Genomic DNA, 18,939 nt, shown 5'->3' with positions numbered 1-18,939 from the left:
CAGTTAATCGGACTCGATTCAATCTTTTAATCGAGAAAGTTAACTCGATATCATTGAATCCGGAATGCCGCACTGCCGCATTCATGCCTGTCGACCTGCTAAGCGAGCATTAGCTCATTGCATTACGGCTGTGCCGCGGTCCGGTTGCCAGCAGCGCAGGCTGAACATCGGGACGACGCCATAGGCGTGATCGAGCATGTCGGACTGAAGCGCTTCGTAGCGCTCCCAGCGGATTTCCGCGAGATACACGCAGATTTCCAGCGCCAGCACGGGCGCCGCCGATTGCACCTGGCGTATCACCACCGGCATGTCGCGCCGCACCGCCGGATGCGCCCTGAACCACGCGCCGAGATAGCGGCGGTACAGCCCGAGATTGGTGCGGCGTTCGTCGTCGGGCACGGCGAGCGGAAGGTCGAACGCCTCATGCAATTGCGCGAGCAAGCGATCGTCGGGATAGCGAATCGTATCGACATCGAAATGGATGGCATGCCGCAACCGGCGCGCGCCTGCTTCCGTCATCCCGCGCCAGTTCTTGACGCTGTTCGCCAGCAGCACCTGGCTGGGCAACATCACGATGGTGTTGTCGAAGTTGCGGACCTTGATGGTGTTCAACGCGATATCGATCACCGTGCCGTCGGCGACGAAACCCGGCACCTCGATCCAGTCGCCCACGCGCAGCATGTCGTACGCCGCGAGCTGGATGCTGGCGACGAAGCCCAGCAGCGAATCGCGGAAGATGATGATGAGCAGCGCGGTGATCGCGCTGAGGCCCGTCAGCAGATAGACCGGCGAGCGTTCCAGCACGATCGAGACGATCGCGATCAGCGCGACCAGATAGACCACGATGGTGGCGATCTGCAGAAAGCTCTTGATGGGCCGCTCGCTCGCGGACGGAAAGTGGCTGTAGCGTTCCTCGATGCTGTCGCGCAGCGCGAGCGCGGCGCGCACCAGCGTCACGACCATGAAGCATGCAGCGAGGATGGCGAGCGGCTGCCCGAGCGCCGGGATGATCGGAAAGGTCAGCCCGGTGAGCAGCGGCGCCGCCCAGAACACGATCGCCGCTGGCACGAGCGGCGCGAGCCGGTGAAACACGCGATGACGCTCCGCGGCGACCAGCCACTTGCGCCCTTCCTTGCGCGCGAGCTGGCTGACGATCATCAGCATGATCCAGCGCGTCAGGTAATAGCAGACGGTGCTTGCGAGCAGGATGCCCAGCAGCAGCGCGACGACCAGCAGTGTCGCGACCATCCAGCTGTCCGTGGAGACGTGGACCTGCCAGTCAGGGCCTCTTTCGATACGCAAGTTACCGAACATGGACGCTCCAGGAAGGGGGCGAACGCTGTCGCCATGCGCGGCGGGTCCGCCCGATTCCTCAGGCCATTCGAATGAGAATTGACGCGCCGGGTGCGGCGCTCATTGTAGTGGGGTTATTCAGGCGTGCGGAGCGCGGCAGGCCGCATTGAAGCAGAGAATCCGACGAACGCAGCGTGTCACGCCACCGAAGCCAGCGCGAGATCGATGCCCGATTGCCGGATGCCGGTCGCCGCGGCGGGGGCGAGGCCGTCGTCGGTGATCACCTGGTCGAAGCGCTCCAGGCTCGCGACCTTGTACAGCCCGACCGTGCCGTACTTGGAACTCGCGACCGTCAGCACGGTGCGCGATGCGGCGTCCATGGCCGCGAGTTTCACTTCCACTTTCGGCGCCGAGGGCGTGGTCACGCCGCGGCGCAGATCCCATGAACTTGCCGAGATGAAGGCCACGTCGAGCACGACCTGACGCAACGTGGCCGCCGCCAGCGTGCCGACGCTCGACAGGTTCTTGTGATCAAGCTGGCCGCCGATGTGGATGACGTTCACATGCTGCGCGCTCGCGAGTTCGCGCACGATCTCGAAGTCGTTGGTGACGACCGTCATGTTCGAGAGTTCGGCGATATGCGGCACGAACGACAGCATGGTGGTGCCGGCATCAAGATAGATGGACATGCCGGGGCGCAGACCTTCACAGGCGCGGCGCGCGATGGCCTGCTTCTGCGGCTGCTCGACGACCGCCTTCGACTGATGGCTCGGCTCGGTGTTCAGGTGACTCGCAATGCGCACGCCGCCCGGCACCGTGTAGACGAAGCCGGCTTCCTCCAGCGCGGCGATGTCGCGCCGCACCGTCATGTGCGAACAGTTGAACGATTCCATCAACTGATGCACGGAGAGCACCTTGTCCCGGCGTAGCTGACGCAGCATGGCCTCGCGCCGCTGATCGGGAATCAGCGGGACTTCGGCGGGATCGGGTTTGGCTTGGCTCGACATGAAGGGTTCTGGGTTGGGCGTCCCGCGTGACGCACTGCGCGCGCGGCGGGTCGCCTATCTTAGCCGATGAACATATTGATGAGCAGCACGCCGCCCAGTCCCACCAGCGACTGCACGCACAGCATCAGCGTCCAGGTGCGCAGCGTCTGCGCCACCGTCAGCTGGAAATACTCCTTGAAGAGCCAGAAGCCGGAGTCGTTCACGTGCGACAACATCACCGCGCCGGACGCCGTCGCCAGCACCATCAGTTCCGGCGAGACGCCCGGATGCGACATCAGCAGCGGCGCGACGATGCCCGACGCCGCAACGGTCGCAACCGTCGCCGAGCCGACGCACACGCGCAGCAGCGCCGCGATCAGCCACGCCAGCACGAGCGGGCTCACGGCCCACGTCGCTGTATGAGAAACGATGATCGTGTCCAGATGGATCGACGTCAGCATCTGCTTGAAGCCGCCGCCCGCGCCGAGAATCAGCAGGATCGCCGACAGCGGTGCGATGCCCTTGCTGATCATCTTCTGCATGTCCGCCAGCGGGAAGCGTCCCTTGATGCCCAGCGCGAAGAACGCGAAGATCACCGCGGCGAGCAGCGACAGAATCGGGTCGTTGAGCGACTGGAAGAACACGTACTGCCCGGTGCCCTTCACGCTGTAGTCCATGCCGAGCGTGCCGATCAGCATCAAGGCCGGCGGAATCAGCAGGCACAGCACGGACAGGGCAAGCGAGACTTCGCCGGTGCTTTCCGTGTCGGTGCGCGTGCCGCCCGGACCTTTCGCGAGATCCGGCGCCGGACCAAAGAAGCGGCGCGCGAGCGTCGTGAAGAGCGGACCGGTGATGATGGCCGCCGGAATCGCGATCATCAGGCCGTACAGCAGCGTGAGGCCGGTGTTCGCGTGATACGCGTTGACGGCGAGCGTCGGCGCCGGATGCGGCGGCAGCAGACCGTGCGACACGTACAGGCCGGCAGCGAGCGGCAAGCCGATATACAGCAGATGGCTGCCGGTGCGGCGCGCGATGGTATAGACCAGCGGCGCGAGCATGATGAAGCTCACGTCGAACAGATGCGGCATGCCGATCAGCAGCGCCGCCGCGCAGACCGTCCACGGCGCGAGCCACAGCGGCCGCTTGCCGACGAACGCATTGGCGATGCGGTCCGCACCGCCCGTGCCGATCATGATGCCGCCGAGCACCGCGCCCAGTCCGACCACCGGACCGGTACGCGCGAGCGCGCCGCCGAAGCCCTTCGTGAAACTGTCGATGGCATGTTCCGGCGTCACGCCTGCCGCAAGGCCGAGTCCGAGCGCCGTCAGCGTCAGCGCGATGAACGGACTCAGCTTGAACCGCGCAATCAATACGATCAGCACGATGATCGCGATCACCGCCATCGTGATCGTTCCAAATTCTCCCCGCATGGTCTCCCCTTCCTTCTGTTTCAGTGTGTGTTGTAGCCCGCTACGCCTATTCGCAGCCCTCTTCCCACGCGCGCAGCAGCGCCTCGTCCGGGTTGCGCAGGTCGGCGATGGTGATGAGTTCGCCTGCCTTCACATCGCGGGCCAGTGTCGTGTGGGCCGCGAGATAGAGCGGCGACACGTCGCCGGGCGCGCGGCTGCGATCGAGCAGCACGGCTTGCACGCCGGTCACGTCGTGATGATGGCCGCCCATGTGCAGCACCGAGCCCGCGGCGATATCGACGTTCGCGCGGCCCGCCAGCACGACGCACTGCGCCGGCTTCGCGGCGCCCGAGGGCCGGCCGTGCAGCACGGCATCGAGCAGCGAGATGGGCGTTTCGACGCCCATGAAGTGATACGGCAGATACATGCACGCGTAGCGGCCGTTGCGGCTCACCACGTGGCCCTTCTGCGCGAGCAGTTCCCAGGTCGGCGCGTCGAAGGTGCGTACGACGACGAACACGCCGCCCGCGAAGCTCGCTTCGTCGGGACGGCGCAGCATGTTGAACACTTCGATGACGCCGCTGCGCGACAGCACGCCGCCGTCTTCACGCAGCGCATAGATGTCCGCAAGTTCGGTGGTGCGCGCAACCGGGTAATGCAGCAGTTCGACATCCGACACGAGGTTCGTGTTGGTCGCGACCACGCTCATTTCGCAGTAGTCCGCCGTCGCCGAGGTCTTGCGGCCGCGCAATGCCTCGCGGCGCGCGGCGAGCGTCGCGGCGATGTCGTCGCCGAGCGTCATCAGGCCAGCGAGTTCCGGCGCGGGGAAAGTCTGGTCGAGTTGCGTGACGTTGCCGGTGTCGGCATCGAACACGAGATCGTATTCGCTCGACTTGCCCGCCGCGACCACGTCGAGGCCCAGCACGCGCGCCCACGTCACCCAGCCGATCAGGTTCGACGGCTGGTCGCCGTCCGCCGTCGTGTACACGACGCCCTGGCGCTCCGCCAGCCGCGCGAGCGCGACGCCCGCGACCGAATCGACTTCCTTGCTGACCATCGCGACGTGGCGCTTTGCTTCGAGCGCCGCCACCGCCACGCGATAGCCCACCGACGGATTGCCGGTCGCCTCGACGAGGATGTCCCATTCCGACGACGCCAGCAGCGCGACATCCGCAACCAGCGCGATCTGGCCGGGCGCGAGCGCGGCGACGCTCGCTGCGTCCGTGCATTCGACGAGCGACGCTTCGGCGAAGCCCAGTTCGATACACATCGCGCGCAGGCCGTGAACGTCGAGATCGCACAGCGCGGCGGGCACCAGCCGCTCGATCAGCCGCGTCTGCGCCAGCAGCGTGCGGGCAAAACCGCCCTTGGCGCCGGTCAGCGCGTAGCGCACCGGCTGGACTGTCTGGGCCGGCGACGGCGAGGCGAAGAGAAGCTCGAAATTCATCTTGGGATCCGCGCAAAAAGGCGTGGCCGGCAGATTTTTCCGCCGACGACGGGGAAATAAAGGAAAAAAAGGAACGCGGACAACGTCTACGTCGAATACCGCAGACGTTAACGCTCTTTACCACTCACGTCAATTTTTTTAACACCGTTTAACACGAATCGATCATCGCGCCGTACAATCGATGCACGGAGGGAACACCATGCACACACGCACACGCCGTCCCGTACTGGGATGCATCGCAGACGACTTCACCGGCGCCACTGACCTCGCCAGCACCCTCGTGCGCGGCGGCATGCGCACGATCCAGACCATCGGCGTGCCCGCATCCGCCGTGGCCGAAGACGTGGACGCGCTGGTGGTCGCGCTGAAATCGCGCACCATCGACGCGCAGGACGCCGTCGCGCAATCGCTCGCCGCGCTCGACTGGCTGCGCGCCCAAGGCTGCCGCCAGTTCTTCTTCAAGTACTGCTCGACCTTCGATTCCACCGACGCGGGCAATATCGGCCCGGTCGCCGAAGCGCTGCTCGGCGCACTCGCGGCCCAAGGCAGCGAAGACGACTTCGCCATCGCCTGCCCGGCTTTTCCGGAGAACGGGCGCACGGTGTATCGCGGGCATCTGTTCGTCGGCGATGCGCTGCTGAACGAGTCGGGCATGGAAAACCATCCGCTCACGCCGATGCGCGATCCCAACCTCGTGCGCGTGTTGCAGCGGCAGTCGCAATCAAAAGTGGGCTTGATCGGCAGCGCCACTGTTGCGGCCGGCGCCACGGCCGTGCGGGAAGCCATCGCGCGGCTGCGTGCGGACGGCGTGCGCCTCGCCATCGCCGACGCGCTCACCGACGCCGACCTGCGTACCCTCGGCGAAGCCTGCGCCGACCTGCCGCTCGTGACCGGCGGCTCGGGCGTCGCCATCGGGCTGCCGGAGAACTTCCGCCGCGCGGGGCTGATCGAACCGAACGAACAGGCCGCCGACCTGCCGCCCGTCAGCGGCCCGGCGCTCGTGCTGGCCGGCAGCGCGTCGAAGGCGACCAATGCGCAGGTGGCCGAATGGCAAGCCGCGCGTCCCGCTTTCCGCGTCGATCCGCGTTCACTCGCGCGCGGCGAGGCGGTGGTCGAAGCGGCACTCGCTTTCATCGACAGCCACGCCGGACAGCCGGTCCTGATCTACGCGACGGCCGCGCCCGAGGAAGTGGGCGAAGTGCAGCGCGAACTCGGCGTCGCGGCGGCAGGCAAGCTCGTGGAAGACGCGCTCGCGGCCATCGCGCGTGAAGCGAAAGCGCGCGGCGTGCGCAAGTTCGTGGTGGCGGGCGGCGAGACTTCGGGCGCGGTGGTGCAGGCGCTCGACGTCAACATGCTGCAGATCGGACCGCCGATCGATCCGGGCGTGCCCGTGACGGTCGCACTGGGCGAGACGCCGCTGGTGCTCGCGCTCAAGTCGGGCAATTTCGGCGCACGCGATTTCTTCGCGAAGGCGCTGCGTTATGCCGAGGGAAAACGTTCATGAGCAGCGCGATGATCAACACCGGCAGCGACGCGGCGCTGCGCGAGGAAATCTGCACGGTCGGCGCGAGTCTCTATGCGCGCGGCTACACGGTGGGCAGCGCGGGCAACATCAGCGCGCGCTGCGAGGACGGCTGGCTCATCACGCCGACCGACGCCTGCCTCGGCCGCATGGACCCCGCCGAGATCGCCAAGGTCGATGCGCAAGGCCAGCACGTCTCCGGCGGCCGGCCTTCGAAGACGCTGGAACTGCATCGGCGCATCTACGCGAACGACGCGGACACGCGCGGCGTCGTGCATACCCATTCCACTTCGCTCGTCGCGCTGACGCTCGCGGGCGTGTGGAGCGATGAAGACGTGTTGCCGCCCATCACGCCGTACTACGTGATGAAGGTCGGACATGTGCCGCTGGTGCGCTATCGGCGTCCGGGCGATCCGCAGGTGGCGGCTGAAATCGCGGCGCGTGCGGCTTCGGTGCGCGCCGTGCTGCTGGAGCGCCTCGGTCCGGTGGTATGGGAACGCAGCGTCTCGCACGCGTCCTGGGCGCTGGAAGAACTGGAAGAAACCGCGCGCCTGTGGCTCATGACCACGCCGCGTCCTGAACCGCTCGAACAATCCGCTATCGACGAGCTGTGCAGCACGTTCAACGTGCGCTGGTAGTTGTTCCGCGATGATGCTCATCATCGGCCAGCAGTTGCCGGTGATGCGCCTCGGTTTCCTCGTCGGCGGGGAACATGCATTCGAGGCGCAACTCCTGCGCCGCCACGCTCTGCGGCGTGCCCACCGTCGTGACGAGCGAGAAGTAGCGCAGCACGCGCGCACCGCGTGAAAACACCATCGGAATGACCGGCATGGCCGGCGCGCCCGGCGTCGCGGATGGCTCGTGATGCGTCCGCCAGTCCTGCGGCACGCCGGGATAGCCCAGCAGTTCATCCAGCAGCCGCATGGTGCCCGCGTCCAGCACGCGGCCCACTGACTCGCGCTGCACACGCTGCAGCAGACTGCGCGCGAGGTCTTCCCACTGCATCAGGTGCGGCCGCATGCCGTGCGGATCGAACATCAGATGCAGCATGTTGCGTGGCCCCTTGCGCGCGGCCATGTCGATGAAACAGCCGAAGAAGCGCGGCGCGGCGTCATTGGTCATCAGCACGTTCCAGTGCCGGTCCATCACGATGGCCGGAAACGGTTCGTGCTGGCGCACCACGCGTTCGAGCGCGCGGATCACGCCGTGCATCTCCTGCCCGCTCCAGGGCGCTTCCGAATACATCGGCGCATAGCCCGCTGCGAGCAGCAGCGCATTGCGCTCGCGCAGCGGCACGTCGAGGGTCTGGGCGAGCGTCAGCAGCGTGTCGCGGCCCGGCACGCTGCGTCCGCTTTCGATGAAGCTGATCTGCCGCTGCGAAATGCCTGCGTCCAGCGAAAGATCGAGCTGACTCACGCCGCGCACGTCGCGCCAGTAGCGCAGCAGGTCGCCGAGACCGGAGACCGGCGCCGGGCGGTCGGACCGCGTGTCGTTCATCGGATCTCCTGTTTTTGACGCCATGCGAAGGCTTCGAACTGCGGTTCGAGCGGCGGCTGCGTGACGCTGGCCGCGTAGTTCGTGATCGTCGATGCCGCCACTACCGCAATGACCTCCAGTATCTGCTCGTCGCTGAAGCCCGCTGCGAGAAAGCGTTCCTGGTCGTGCGCCGTGATCCGGCCGCGCCTTTCGATCAGCGCGCGCGCCAACCCTGACAGGGCCGCCAGCGTGGCGTCGCCGGGCAAGGCGCCGTGGCGGATGGCGTCGACATCGGCGGGCGGCACGCCTTCCTTCAGCGCGAGCGCCGTGTGAAACGCGACCGGCCATTCGCTCGCGTTCACCACGGCGTTGGTCAGAAGAAGCGTCTGGATCTGCGGCTCGGTCAGGCTGCTCGCATGCACGCGCTCGAACAGCCCGAGAAAGCCGTTGATCAGTACCGGCGATGCAGCCATCGCTCCCGCGATATTCGGAATCAGGCCGAAGCGTTGTTGCAGTTGCTCGAGCACGGGCCGCGATTGCGCCGGTGCGGAAGCCGTCGTGTGAATGATGTAGCTGGACATGAATCTCTCCTGTTGGCCAGCGCAGCCGGAATGGCCGCGCGATGACCACACAGTAGTGAGGCGGGCGCGGCGTGCCAATTACATCGCGTGTAATTACGGCGCAACAGATGTTCCGCGCGCAAACGTTTTCCTCCGACTTGAATCCTTTCTCCTCAGAAATTTCGTAACAAACCGTTTCCTCCAGTGAACGCTTAACTTACACTTGCGAACGATTCTCATTCGGAACGTTCCACGTTGCGTCGCCTTCACCCCTCCAGCCAGAAGATCCAGCACGTCATGTCTCATCGCCAAACCCAGGCGTCGAATTGCCGACGCACCGCCGTTTCCCGCGCCGTCCAGCATCTTTTCTTCGGTTTCATCGCCACCTCGGCAACAGCGGGCATCGCTCACGCGCAAAGCGCGGATGCCGCTTCGTCAGTTCAGCCGGCCTCCTTGCCCGCCGTCGTGGTGAAGGGCACGACCACCAGCGATCTGCCCGCGCCCTACGCCGGCGGCCAGGTGGCGCGAGGCGGCGGCATCGGCGTGTTGGGCACGTCGAACGTGATGGACCAGCCGTTCAACACGACCAACTACACCGAGCAATTCATCCAGGACACGCAGGCACGCACGATCGGCGATGTCGTCGTGAACAACGCGTCGGTGCGTACCGAGCAAAGCAGCGGCGGTTTCGGCGACGTGTTCGAGATTCGCGGCTTCGCGGTGCAGGCCACCGATGTCGCCTTGAACGGCCTCTACGGCATGGTCTCGGCGGCGCGCGTGCCGGTGAACCTGCTGGACCGCGTCGAAGTGCTGCAGGGTCCGGGTTCGCTGATGTACGGCATGGGACCGTCGGGCAGCGTCGGCGGCGCGATCAACATCGTCACCAAGCGTGCCGACGACACCCCGCTCACGCGTCTCACCGCGCTGTATCAATCGAAAGGACAGTTCGGTGTCGCAGCCGATGTGGGCCGGCGCTTCGGCGATGAAGGCCAGTTCGGCATTCGCGTGAACGGCCAGATCAAGGATGGCCAGACGAGCATCGCGCACGGCAATCAGCTGCAGGGCGACAGCGCCGTGGGCCTCGACTATCGCGGCAAGAACCTGCGCTGGTCGTTCGATGCCTACAACGTCTCCGAGAACACGGACGAGCTCCGCTCGCAGATCGGCTTGGGCACGGCTACCGCGGTGCCGGCCGTGCCGTCCGGCTATGCGAACCTCTATCCCGGCTCGAAGCTCAAGCTGCGCGATTCGGCCGTCATGACGCGCCTCGAATACGACATCAATCCGCACGTGACCGTCTATGGCGCGGCAGGCGAACACTACGGCACGTCGGCGCAGAACTTCCCGGCGGCGAGCGGCATGACCAACGCCGGCAACTTCTCGGTTCGCAACGGCTACTACGACGCCTATAACCGCACGAAGACGATCGATGCGGGCCTGCGCTTCCACTTCGATACCTTCGGCGTGAAGCACACGCTGGTCACCGGCATCACGAGCCTGAACAAGGAAGATGGCTACTTCTACGCGCTCGGAACAGCCGCCCAGGCGGTGCCGTCGAGCCTGTACAACCCGACGCCGCTCCCGCCGATGACCACGCCGCGCGGCGACGCGCAACGCAGCGCGCAGTTGCGTCTGAACAGCCAGCAGGTCATCGACACGATGTCGTTCTTCAATGACCGTCTGCTGATCACGGGCGGCTTCCGCCGTCAGACCATCGGCCTCGACAACTACGACGTGTCGTCGGGCTCGCGCACCGGCACGATCGATCAGCAAGCGATCACGCCGCTCGCGGGTATCGTGTTCAAGCCGCTCAACAACATCTCGGTGTACGGCAACTTCACGTCGGGGCTGACCAACGGCGGCAGCGCGCCCGCCGGTGCAGTGAACGTGGGACAGGTCTTCGCGCCGTACAAGTCGAACCAGTACGAAGCGGGTGTGAAGGCGGACTGGGGACGCGTGATGACCTCGGTGTCGGTCTTCCAGATCTCGCAGCCGAATGGCGTGCTGAACCCGACGACGCTGGTCTACGGTTACGACGGCCGCACCAAGGTGCGCGGTCTCGAACTCGCGGCGTACGGCGAAGTGTTCCGCAACCTGCGCATGATGGCGAGCGCGACCTTCTACGATCCGAAGCTCGAAGGCACCGCTGGTGGCGCGAACGACGGCAACGATCCGGCCGGCGTGCCGAAGTTCGCCCTCAACCTGGGCGCCGACTATGATCTGCCGTGGGTGCCGGGCCTGAGTGTGAATGGCCGCATCATCCACACGGGTGCGCAGTACTACAACGCGACCAACACGCTGCGCCTGCCGTCGTGGACGCGCTATGACGCGGGCCTTCGCTACAGCACGCGCATTGCGAGCAAGGACGTGATCTTCCGCGCCAACATCGAGAACCTGTTCGGCAGCCGCTACTGGATCCAGCAAGGCACGTACATCACGAATGCCGCGCCGCGCACGGTGCTGTTGTCCGCCGAGTTCAACTTCTGACGCTTGCGTTGGGGCGTTTCGAGTGATGAATCAGGCCGGACCTGTACAAGGTCCGGCCTGTTCGCTTGCAAGGCCGCTTCGTTCAGAGCGATGAACGAGGCAGGTAACCGCTCGGCCTGCGCCTGAGCCTGCGGCTCATCTTGAGCGCCAGCAACACCGGCTTTGAGATATGCGGACGCAGGATCGCGTGCTTGCGCACGTACTTCGGCACATACCATTCGGAACAGGTGCCTGCATAAAACAGCGCCGCGTCTCCGGCCCGCAGTGAACGCGGCGCCTGCCCCTCCGACGTGACGATCACTTCGCCTTCGATTACATAGATGGTTTCGTCGGCATCGAAATACCATCTGAAGCGGCCGGCCGTGCAATCCCAGACCCACGACGACGTGGTCGTGTCGCGGCTGCGCGACCACTGGCCGCTGCGTGCCACCGGATGTCCTTCGATGATCCACGCGGGATCGATCGGATCGGGCTTCAGCAGGACATCGTCCAGCCGGACGGCCTCGAAAACAGGAGTGTTCATGACTTTCCTTTACCGTGGCTGATGACCGATCATCAGCAGCGCTGAAAGAAGCGCGCGCGTGCGATTCGGTGACAGGGCGAACCTGCAAAGACTTCAGGCTGCCTCGCGTTGCAGTGACATCAGCGATACTGGCTCGTCCTGATGGGCTGTCTTACAAGACACCCATGAAATGAAAACGTTCATCGCGCAGATGTGATTCACGCCGTGCGAACATTTGCAATCCTCATTCCCGCACACGCGTTTTGCTAACCTCTGTCGGCAGATAGCGAGGATGTCGCACGAGTTATGTGCGCCAGCGCACATAACTCGAATTCTTCCGTCAAGTCATTGGAACAGCTCAGGCTGCAGCTCAGGCGAATGCTCGTCGTGAACCTGCACCGGCTTGCGCAGCGACAGTATTTCGTTGCGCACCACGGAGTCGGGATCGAAGCCGCCGGGATTGCGCTGGATCAGCCAGACGCGCCCGTGCGTCGCGAGCGCGGCCCTGACAATCTCGCGATCCTCAGGAATGATCCCGGGCGCGGCGACATTGCTCATGTACGGCCGCTTCAGTCCGATCGCGGGAAACGCCGAAGGCATGACGAGCACGTCCGGGAAGTCGCGATAATTTTTCGCGTAATACTGCACGGCTACGTCGACTTCATTCGGACTGACAATCAGCAGGTCGCCGCTGCGGCGATGATTCGCGACTTCCGCCACGCTTGCGCGGAAGTCTTCCTGTACGCCGCGATACAGCTGCACCGCCTGCACGCCGGACAGCAGCAACAACAGGATGAGCACGCCGAGGCGAATGCGGTTGCGCGGCAATGCCCACACGATGCCGAGCGCCGTCAGGAACATGATGGGCGCGGCCATCCACTCGAACAGGCGGTCCATGAAGATGGGCCGTACGAGTACGCTATAAGCGACGATGAACACGAAGGGCAGCAGCAGGACGGTCGCCACATGCACCGCCACGGCGCGGCAGGTGCGCCACAGGATCAGCCATGCCCCGGCACAGAGCAGCAACACGGGCAGCAGCGTGAGCCGCGCGCCGGCCGCCAGCGACCATGCCTTGAGGAAGTCGACCCATTCGAGCTTGACCCAGAACGACGACTGCACATACTTCGTTGCGGCAATCAGGAAGTGGACGTAAGGCGACCACAGCGCCAGCGCCACCAAGAATGGCGCCCCGATGATCAAGGCCGCCATGAGGCGGTTGCCGCGCGCCCAGCCGAGCGTCGCGACCAGCATGCCAAGCCCGACTGCAAAGGCAACGAGCACCGCCGTGTTGTGCGACCACAAGGTCCCGCATGCGGCAAGCGCAAGCACCACCAGCGCGGGCAGCAATCGTCCTCGTTGAGGTGCAGCATTGCCTTCTTCCGGTGCGCGGCTGTCGGTGAGTTCCCTCAGCACGATCACGGAACAGAGGATGGCAACGGTTGCCGCGGAGGCTTCGAACGCGTAGGGACGCGCCAGTTCGCCATAGAGGATGCTGCCCTTGTTGGCCGCGATGAGCAGCCCCGCGATGAGCCCCGCGCGCTCGATCACCGGACCCGCGCGCAACAGCCTGCCGCTCAAGGCGACGACCAGTACGGTGGCCGTGCTGATGATGACCGATGGCACACGCACCGAGAATTCGGAGTCGCCGAACCAGCCGATCCATATCTTGAGCAGCGAGTAGTACATCGGCGGATGAATCTCATACAGCGGGACGACGTGCCATAGCTCGTACCATGGCCGCGCAGCGAACCATACGCTATAGGCCTCGTCCATTTGCAATGAGCGGCTGCCCAGCGTAATCAGACGCAAGGCAAGCGCAAGCAGCCCGATCGCGATACAGATGCCCCAGAAAGCACGGCCGGACAGCGGCCTGGTTCCACACAGTAAATCGTTTATGAACGTGCCGGCCTTGCCGGACGAAACGGGCATGGAAGCGTTCGGCGCAAGTTCAGGCGAACGCGGCGAGCTGGCGGAGGGTCTCTCCATCGAAACTCCCTGGATGACGTATTCATCAGTTCTGAGGCTGCCCACGTGTGTGTGGCGCGGCGAGACCGGAAGCAACAATCGGGCACGCGCTGAAACGTTTGCGCACCGGGTTTCATACGAAGAATTGCGATCCGCTGTTGTGCTGGCGTTGCGTGAAGCTTTGAAGACGCAGAGCGGCGGAACGGGTGCGGTACGACTATGCGCAGACCAGCGCGCATATTGTGAAATTTACGGGCTCGATTGAAACGATGGACTGTGTCCCGCGCAGCCTCGGCGTGGATATCGAACTTTTACGGCAGACAGAAAAGCAATGCAAGGCACGTACGTTCATGTACCCCGCCACTACGCATGCCGAGGAAACGCAGTCCGCCATCCCAAACCTTCGAGTGTCGATACCCGCGGCCGATATTCACAACCGATCCAGCCATCATAGTCATGACCGCGAATGCACGCTGTCAGTTCCTTCCATGGCATGTCGCCGGAACCGGGTTCATGGCGACCCGGCACATCGGCGAACTGAACATGAGCGATATGTCGCGCGTGGAGCGCGAACTGCTCCACCACATCCTGTCCCATCATGCGGCAGTGATAGGCATCGAACAGCAGGCGCACATTCGATGCCCCGCTCTCTTCGATCATCTGGCTCGCATGATCGAGGTCACGCAGGAAGTAACCCCGCGCATCGGTCTGATTGAGGCATTCGAGCAATAGCGTGACGCCGCTGTCTTGCGCGGCATCGGACGCCCAGCGCAGGTTTTCACGAAACGTAGCGCCGGCCTGGTCGCGTGACACGTCTGCGGGAACGAGACCCGCCATCACATGAACGAGCGGACAGCGCAGTTCCGCCGCATAACGCAGCGCCCGCTGCACGCCCTCGCGAAAGCGCTCGCGTTCGCCAGGCATGCACGCGAAGCCATTGGCGCCTGGCTGGCCCGGCATGGCCGCCGGCGTATTGATGAGCACCTGTTCGAGGCCGGTCGCGGAAAGCTTCGCGCGGAGCGTGGCCGCATCGAATTCATACGGCGATGCGTACTCCACCGCGGCGAAGCCCGCCTTCGCCGCCGCCTCGAAGCGCTCGATGAAAGGCAGTTCAGTGAACAGCCACTTGAGGTTCGCGCAGAATCGCAAGGGCTCGGCTTCGCTCGCGACCGTCATCACGCCGCCTCGCGCAATGCGACGATCAGCTCGATCTCCACCGGCGCGCCATGCGGCAATTGCTGCACGCCGATCGCACTGCGCGCGTGCGCGCCGATGGTGCTGCCGAGTTCGTCGATGAACACGCGCGACGCGGCATCGATCACCTTGCCCTGCGCCGTGAACTCGCTCGTGCAGGCGACGAAGCCCGTCAGCTTGACGATGGCCGCGATGCGTTCACGCGAACCCAACGCGCGTTCGAGCGCGGCAAGACACGCTCTCGCCGAAAGCGCCGCAGCGGACTCGGCGTCTTCCAGGTTCACGGCATCGCCCACCCTGCCGCGATACTTCAACTCGCCCTGTTCGCGCGGCAATTGCCCGCTGACGAACGCGAGCGTTCCTACTACCCTCACCGGCGTGAGCAGCGTGCTCGGCGCCTGTGCATTCGAAGCTGTCATGGCGTCGGCCCTCAATAGACAGAGCGTGAAAGATCGATGCCGAAGTACTGCTTCCAGATCGCGTTGAGCTTGCCGTTCTGCAGATTGCTCGCGACCCAGGAATCGAGCCATCCCTGCATGGCGGCGTCATCCTTCTTCAGGCCGATTGCCAGCGGATCTTCCGCCACCTGGAACTGATACTCGAAGTTGGCGTCCGGGCTGGCCTGCTTGACGGCGAGCGCATCCGCCAGCGCGGCCACAAAAATGCTCTGCTGGCCCGACGAAACCGCCGTGCGTTCCGTCGCTTCGTCGAGATAGCGCACGATGTTCACATCCTTGACGTTCTTGTCCTTGATGGCCGCGACGAGATCGAGGTCGGCGGTCGTGCCGCGCGCGGTCGCCACCGTCTTGCCGGACAGGCTCGTCACATCCTTGAGCGTGTTCTTGCCGGGCGCAACCACGAAGATCGGCTCGGTTGCGTAGGCGCGGCTGAAGCCGATGACCTTTTTGCGCTCGTCGGTCACGGAGAACGAAGCGACCACGATATCCGCCTTGCCCGTCAGCAGGAACGGAATGCGGTTGGGTCCGTTGACGGGCACGACATTGAGCTTTACGCCCAGGTCCTTGGCGATCAGGCGCGCGATATCGAGGTCGGTGCCGGTCTGCACGGCGTTCTTGTCGATCATGCCGTAGGGCGGATGCGTGAAGTCGATGCCCACGTTGATCGTGCCGCGCGACTTGATGTCCGAGAGCGTGTCCGCCCGAACCACGCCGGTCGTCACACATAAGGCCAGCGCAATCGTCAACAGGCCTTTGAGGTTGCTTTTGAAGGTCATTTCATGTGCCTCTGGAAGAGAGATAAACAGGAACTACAAGCCGTTGCCGACGAAACACTGAAGCTCGGTCGAACGGGGCGAAGCGAGCATCTCCGCGCCGCCCTGCTCCCAGATCACGCCGTCGTTCATGAAGACCACCTTGCGCGCCACCGAGCGCGCGAAGGCCATTTCGTGCGTGACGATCAGCATCGTCATGCCGTCGTGCGCCAGCCGCTCCATCACGCGCAGCACTTCGCCGGTCAGTTCCGGATCGAGGGCCGAGGTCACTTCGTCGAAAAGCATCACCGCGGGCTGCATGGCAAGCGACCGTGCAATGGCCACGCGCTGCTGCTGACCGCCCGACAGTTCATGCGGATACGCCGCCCCGCGCGCGCCGAGTCCTACCTGGTCCAGCACGTGCGCCGCCAGTTCGTTCGCTTCCGCGCGTCCGGTCCGCCTGACCTTGAGCGGTGCGAGCGTGATGTTCTGCTGCACGGTCAGATGCGGAAACAGGTTGTAGCTCTGGAACACGATGCCGACATCGAGTCGCAACGCGCGCAGATCCACCTCGGCAGCGTCGAGCCGGTGTCCGCAGACTTCGAGCGAGCCGCCGCTGATGCGCTCGAGACCGTTCACACAGCGCAGCGCCGTGCTCTTGCCTGAACCGGAGCGGCCGATCAGCGCGATCACCTCGCCGCGCTGCACATCGAGATCGATGCCCTTCAACACTTCCGTCGAGCCGTACGCCTTGCGCACGCCGCGGAAACTGACCATGGTGTTCATTGTGTGGAGTCTCCCGTGGAGCGCGCGCCGAAGCGGCCGGCACGCTCCAGATGCACGCTGATGCGCGCGACCGGATAACAGAGCAGGAAATACACGCCGGCCGCGAGCGTGAAGATGAGGAACGGTTCGAACGTGGTGTTGTTGACCATGCGCGACGAATAAGTCAGCTCACCCATGCCGATCACCACCGCATACGACGTGTTCTTGATGAGCGATACGATGAAGCCGACCGTCGGCGGCACCGAGATGCGCAATGCCTGCGGCAGGATCACGTAGCGCATGCGCTGCAGGTACGAGAGCGCCAGCGATTCGCCCGCCTCCCATTGCGTCGCGGGCACGGCGAGAATCGCGCCTTTCCAGATCTCCGCGAGATAGGCACCGGCGTTGATGGCGAGCGCGATCGAGGCCGCGATCACCGGCAGCACATCGAAGCCGAAGAGCCCGATGCCGAAGTACGCGACGAACATCGCCACCGGCAAGGGAATGCCCTGCAGCATGTGCACGTAAGCGCGGCTCAGCGCCAGCGCCACGCCGCGCGACGACACCAGCATCAGCGCCACCGGCAGACCGATCAACGCGCCGCCCAGCGCGCCCGCGACCGACAGTTCCAGCGTGGAGAGCGCGCCCTTCAGCATGAAGGCCAGTTGCGCATCGGTGAGATTGAAGAAGCTCATGAGCGTGCTCCCCGCACGCCGGTCATGCGCAGGCGCGGGAACAGCGTGCCGCCTGCCGCGAGCAGCAGCCAGCGCAGTGCGCTCGCCAGCGCGAGATAGGCGACGGCGATGACGACATACGCCTCGAAGCCGCGAAAGGTGATGGACTGGATGAGATCGGCGACGCCCGTCAGTTCTTCCGCCGATATCTGCGACATGATCGACGTGGCCAGCAGCATGAGAATGAACTGGCTCACCAGCGCGGGATACATCTTCTCGATGGCCTGCGGAATCTCGACGTGCCACAGCACCTGGCGGCGCGACATCGCCAGACACGAGGCCGCTTCGATCTGCCCGTGCGGCACGGCTTCCAGTCCTGCGCGCATGATCTCGGCGGTATAGGCGCTGACGTTGACGACGAGCGCGACGATGGCCGCGCCGAACGCCGGAACATGCAGACGGATCGCGGCCAGTCCGAAGAAAATCCAGAACACCTGCAGCACGAGCGGTGTATTGCGGATGACTTCCACATAGGCGCGGATCGCGCGTGAAACGGCCGCGCTTCCGTGCAGACGCCCGACAGCCAGCACGATGCCGAGCACGAAGCCGGGCAAGGTGGCGATCAGCGTCATGCGGATCGTGAGCCAGACGCCGTAGAGCAGATCGCGCCAGTACTCGTGCAGGAAACTGAAGTCGAAGTGATAGTTCATGATGAACGCTCCGATGAAGATCGGTCGAGACATTCGAGGCCGTGGCGGACATAGGCGCTGCGGGCAAGCGGCGCATCCAGCCAGTTCAACAGGGCTTCGGCTTCCGGACGCCGCGTCGCATGAGCGAACGCTGCGATGGAGAAGCGGGTATGGGACTGGACCTCGTCGGGCAACGGGCCGGCTATCCGGATGCCCTTCACGATCGCCAGTTCACTCAGCTGCTGGATGGCCAGGTCCGCTTCGCCGCGCACGATGCATTCGCCCGTCAAGCCTTTCGGGATCACGGTCGCCTTTGCATTGATGCGTTCCGCGATGCCCATGCGTTCCAGCAAGTCCGCGAAGTACACGCCGCTTGCGCCGGTGCGCGAGTACGCCACGGAACGCGCGTCGAGCAGCGCATGACGAAGATCGCCGGCCGTGGCAAGCGGTGGCAGCGGCGCGTCGTGCGCCACCGCCACGCCGATGCCCGTGCGCACGATCTGCCGCGCGCCATGCGGGCTCAACACCCCTTGCGCAATCAGGTCCTCGATGCACGCGCTCACCGCGATCATCACGTCCGCGCGTTCGCCCTGCGCGATGCGCTGGATGAGGACATTCGTCGGGTCGAAGACAGGCTCCACGTTCGAGCCGAATTGCGCTTCGAACGCCGGCAGCACTTCTTCAGCCAGCGCACCCTGCACGGCCAGCGTGCTCATCAGCACGAGCGGCGTTCGAGAACGAGTCGGGTTCGTCATGT

Annotated in this window: 19 protein-coding genes; 4 read left to right on the top strand and 15 right to left on the bottom strand. The window is 64.7% G+C overall.

The genetic code is table 11. From position 1 onward, the window contains the following. Positions 1–114 precede the first annotated feature (114 nt). The 4 genes from QCE64_RS21360 to QCE64_RS21345 all read right to left on the bottom strand — a co-directional run bounded on the left by QCE64_RS21360 (position 115) and on the right by QCE64_RS21345 (position 5,135). Entirely contained in the window at positions 115–1,314 is a 1,200-nt protein-coding gene (locus tag QCE64_RS21360; RefSeq protein ID WP_310006098.1) for a mechanosensitive ion channel domain-containing protein, read from the bottom strand. Between the two features lie 176 nt (positions 1,315–1,490). Beyond that, positions 1,491–2,300 carry a DeoR/GlpR family DNA-binding transcription regulator gene (locus QCE64_RS21355; protein ID WP_309923317.1) on the bottom strand — a complete coding sequence of 270 codons (810 nt, stop codon included), beginning with the start codon at positions 2,298–2,300 and terminating at the stop codon, positions 1,491–1,493. A 59-nt stretch (positions 2,301–2,359) separates the two neighbouring features. After that, positions 2,360–3,709 (bottom strand): gluconate:H+ symporter, encoded by a 1,350-nt coding sequence (locus tag QCE64_RS21350; protein ID WP_309923314.1) that lies wholly within the window; start codon positions 3,707–3,709, stop codon positions 2,360–2,362. A 46-nt stretch (positions 3,710–3,755) separates the two neighbouring features. Continuing rightward, the gene (locus tag QCE64_RS21345) at positions 3,756–5,135 is read right to left on the bottom strand and encodes a homoserine dehydrogenase (RefSeq protein ID WP_310006097.1); all 1,380 of its coding nucleotides are present in this window, start codon (positions 5,133–5,135) and stop codon (positions 3,756–3,758) included. 199 nt (positions 5,136–5,334) lie between these two features. Here QCE64_RS21345 and otnK point away from each other — a divergent pair, with 199 nt between their 5' ends. Together otnK and QCE64_RS21335 are read left to right on the top strand one after the other, a co-directional pair. Then, positions 5,335–6,639, top strand: coding sequence for a 3-oxo-tetronate kinase (gene otnK / locus QCE64_RS21340; protein ID WP_310006095.1), 1,305 nt, complete (start codon positions 5,335–5,337; stop codon positions 6,637–6,639). Further along, positions 6,636–7,295 carry an aldolase gene (locus tag QCE64_RS21335; protein ID WP_310006093.1) on the top strand — a complete coding sequence of 220 codons (660 nt, stop codon included), beginning with the start codon at positions 6,636–6,638 and terminating at the stop codon, positions 7,293–7,295. The genes otnK and QCE64_RS21335 overlap by 4 nt, the downstream gene beginning before the upstream one ends. Here QCE64_RS21335 and QCE64_RS21330 read toward each other — a convergent pair. Both QCE64_RS21330 and QCE64_RS21325 read right to left on the bottom strand, forming a co-directional pair. Continuing rightward, the gene (locus tag QCE64_RS21330) at positions 7,279–8,154 is read right to left on the bottom strand and encodes a helix-turn-helix transcriptional regulator (RefSeq protein WP_310006091.1); all 876 of its coding nucleotides are present in this window, start codon (positions 8,152–8,154) and stop codon (positions 7,279–7,281) included. The two genes, QCE64_RS21335 and QCE64_RS21330, sit on opposite strands and share 17 nt — an antisense overlap. Beyond that, a complete protein-coding gene (locus QCE64_RS21325) occupies positions 8,151–8,714 on the bottom strand; it encodes a carboxymuconolactone decarboxylase family protein (protein WP_310006089.1) in 564 nt (187 codons plus the stop codon). Before QCE64_RS21325 ends, QCE64_RS21330 begins: the two co-directional genes overlap by 4 nt. A gap of 276 nt (positions 8,715–8,990) precedes the next feature. On the opposite strand from QCE64_RS21325, the gene QCE64_RS21320 reads away from it, so the two are divergent. After that, a complete protein-coding gene (locus tag QCE64_RS21320; protein WP_309923302.1) occupies positions 8,991–11,180 on the top strand; it encodes a TonB-dependent siderophore receptor in 2,190 nt (729 codons plus the stop codon). Between the two features lie 82 nt (positions 11,181–11,262). Here QCE64_RS21320 and QCE64_RS21315 read toward each other — a convergent pair whose 3' ends face one another. Both QCE64_RS21315 and QCE64_RS21310 read right to left on the bottom strand, forming a co-directional pair. After that, positions 11,263–11,703 (bottom strand): cupin domain-containing protein, encoded by a 441-nt coding sequence (locus QCE64_RS21315; RefSeq protein ID WP_309818434.1) that lies wholly within the window; start codon positions 11,701–11,703, stop codon positions 11,263–11,265. 324 nt (positions 11,704–12,027) lie between these two features. Continuing rightward, a complete protein-coding gene (locus tag QCE64_RS21310) occupies positions 12,028–13,614 on the bottom strand; it encodes a hypothetical protein (RefSeq protein ID WP_310006086.1) in 1,587 nt (528 codons plus the stop codon). Here QCE64_RS21310 and QCE64_RS21305 point away from each other — a divergent pair. Next, positions 13,613–13,915, top strand: a complete 303-nt coding sequence (locus QCE64_RS21305; protein WP_310006085.1) for a hypothetical protein — start codon at positions 13,613–13,615, stop codon at positions 13,913–13,915. The two genes, QCE64_RS21310 and QCE64_RS21305, sit on opposite strands and share 2 nt — an antisense overlap. 98 nt (positions 13,916–14,013) lie before the next feature. Here QCE64_RS21305 and QCE64_RS21300 read toward each other — a convergent pair whose 3' ends face one another. From QCE64_RS21300 to QCE64_RS21270, 7 genes are read right to left on the bottom strand one after another with little or no spacing between them, the layout of a single operon-like run. Next, entirely contained in the window at positions 14,014–14,826 is an 813-nt protein-coding gene (locus QCE64_RS21300; RefSeq protein WP_310006082.1) for a TIM barrel protein, read from the bottom strand. Then, on the bottom strand, positions 14,826–15,263 hold the full coding sequence (locus QCE64_RS21295) for a RidA family protein (protein ID WP_309933080.1): 438 nt from the start codon (positions 15,261–15,263) through the stop codon (positions 14,826–14,828). Before QCE64_RS21295 ends, QCE64_RS21300 begins: the two co-directional genes overlap by 1 nt. A gap of 11 nt (positions 15,264–15,274) precedes the next feature. Beyond that, entirely contained in the window at positions 15,275–16,078 is an 804-nt protein-coding gene (locus tag QCE64_RS21290; RefSeq protein ID WP_310006080.1) for a transporter substrate-binding domain-containing protein, read from the bottom strand. A gap of 33 nt (positions 16,079–16,111) precedes the next feature. Next, positions 16,112–16,840, bottom strand: coding sequence for an amino acid ABC transporter ATP-binding protein (locus QCE64_RS21285; protein ID WP_309923290.1), 729 nt, complete (start codon positions 16,838–16,840; stop codon positions 16,112–16,114). After that, positions 16,837–17,514, bottom strand: a complete 678-nt coding sequence (locus tag QCE64_RS21280; RefSeq protein ID WP_309923288.1) for an amino acid ABC transporter permease — start codon at positions 17,512–17,514, stop codon at positions 16,837–16,839. Before QCE64_RS21280 ends, QCE64_RS21285 begins: the two co-directional genes overlap by 4 nt. After that, positions 17,511–18,203 (bottom strand): amino acid ABC transporter permease, encoded by a 693-nt coding sequence (locus tag QCE64_RS21275; RefSeq protein ID WP_310006078.1) that lies wholly within the window; start codon positions 18,201–18,203, stop codon positions 17,511–17,513. Before QCE64_RS21275 ends, QCE64_RS21280 begins: the two co-directional genes overlap by 4 nt. Then, positions 18,200–18,937 (bottom strand): substrate-binding domain-containing protein, encoded by a 738-nt coding sequence (locus QCE64_RS21270; RefSeq protein WP_310006076.1) that lies wholly within the window; start codon positions 18,935–18,937, stop codon positions 18,200–18,202. The genes QCE64_RS21275 and QCE64_RS21270 overlap by 4 nt, the downstream gene beginning before the upstream one ends. Between the last annotated feature and the right edge of the window lie 2 nt (positions 18,938–18,939).

Origin of the sequence: Caballeronia sp. LZ043 (assembly GCF_031451075.1) — a bacterium.
Taxonomy (GTDB): domain Bacteria; phylum Pseudomonadota; class Gammaproteobacteria; order Burkholderiales; family Burkholderiaceae; genus Caballeronia.
This window is presented reverse-complemented; position numbering and strand designations above follow the sequence as displayed.

Coding starts and splice junctions, on each gene's coding strand:
- QCE64_RS21360 (WP_310006098.1), bottom strand. CDS start 1,314: ATGTTCGGTAACTTGCGTATCGAAAGAGGCCCTGACTGGCAGGTCCAC.
- QCE64_RS21355 (WP_309923317.1), bottom strand. CDS start 2,300: ATGTCGAGCCAAGCCAAACCCGATCCCGCCGAAGTCCCGCTGATTCCC.
- QCE64_RS21350 (WP_309923314.1), bottom strand. CDS start 3,709: ATGCGGGGAGAATTTGGAACGATCACGATGGCGGTGATCGCGATCATC.
- QCE64_RS21345 (WP_310006097.1), bottom strand. CDS start 5,135: ATGAATTTCGAGCTTCTCTTCGCCTCGCCGTCGCCGGCCCAGACAGTC.
- otnK (WP_310006095.1), top strand. CDS start 5,335: ATGCACACACGCACACGCCGTCCCGTACTGGGATGCATCGCAGACGAC.
- QCE64_RS21335 (WP_310006093.1), top strand. CDS start 6,636: ATGAGCAGCGCGATGATCAACACCGGCAGCGACGCGGCGCTGCGCGAG.
- QCE64_RS21330 (WP_310006091.1), bottom strand. CDS start 8,154: ATGAACGACACGCGGTCCGACCGCCCGGCGCCGGTCTCCGGTCTCGGC.
- QCE64_RS21325 (WP_310006089.1), bottom strand. CDS start 8,714: ATGTCCAGCTACATCATTCACACGACGGCTTCCGCACCGGCGCAATCG.
- QCE64_RS21320 (WP_309923302.1), top strand. CDS start 8,991: ATGTCTCATCGCCAAACCCAGGCGTCGAATTGCCGACGCACCGCCGTT.
- QCE64_RS21315 (WP_309818434.1), bottom strand. CDS start 11,703: ATGAACACTCCTGTTTTCGAGGCCGTCCGGCTGGACGATGTCCTGCTG.
- QCE64_RS21305 (WP_310006085.1), top strand. CDS start 13,613: ATGGAAGCGTTCGGCGCAAGTTCAGGCGAACGCGGCGAGCTGGCGGAG.
- QCE64_RS21310 (WP_310006086.1), bottom strand. CDS start 13,614: ATGCCCGTTTCGTCCGGCAAGGCCGGCACGTTCATAAACGATTTACTG.
- QCE64_RS21300 (WP_310006082.1), bottom strand. CDS start 14,826: ATGACGGTCGCGAGCGAAGCCGAGCCCTTGCGATTCTGCGCGAACCTC.
- QCE64_RS21295 (WP_309933080.1), bottom strand. CDS start 15,263: ATGACAGCTTCGAATGCACAGGCGCCGAGCACGCTGCTCACGCCGGTG.
- QCE64_RS21290 (WP_310006080.1), bottom strand. CDS start 16,078: ATGACCTTCAAAAGCAACCTCAAAGGCCTGTTGACGATTGCGCTGGCC.
- QCE64_RS21285 (WP_309923290.1), bottom strand. CDS start 16,840: ATGAACACCATGGTCAGTTTCCGCGGCGTGCGCAAGGCGTACGGCTCG.
- QCE64_RS21280 (WP_309923288.1), bottom strand. CDS start 17,514: ATGAGCTTCTTCAATCTCACCGATGCGCAACTGGCCTTCATGCTGAAG.
- QCE64_RS21275 (WP_310006078.1), bottom strand. CDS start 18,203: ATGAACTATCACTTCGACTTCAGTTTCCTGCACGAGTACTGGCGCGAT.
- QCE64_RS21270 (WP_310006076.1), bottom strand. CDS start 18,937: ATGACGAACCCGACTCGTTCTCGAACGCCGCTCGTGCTGATGAGCACG.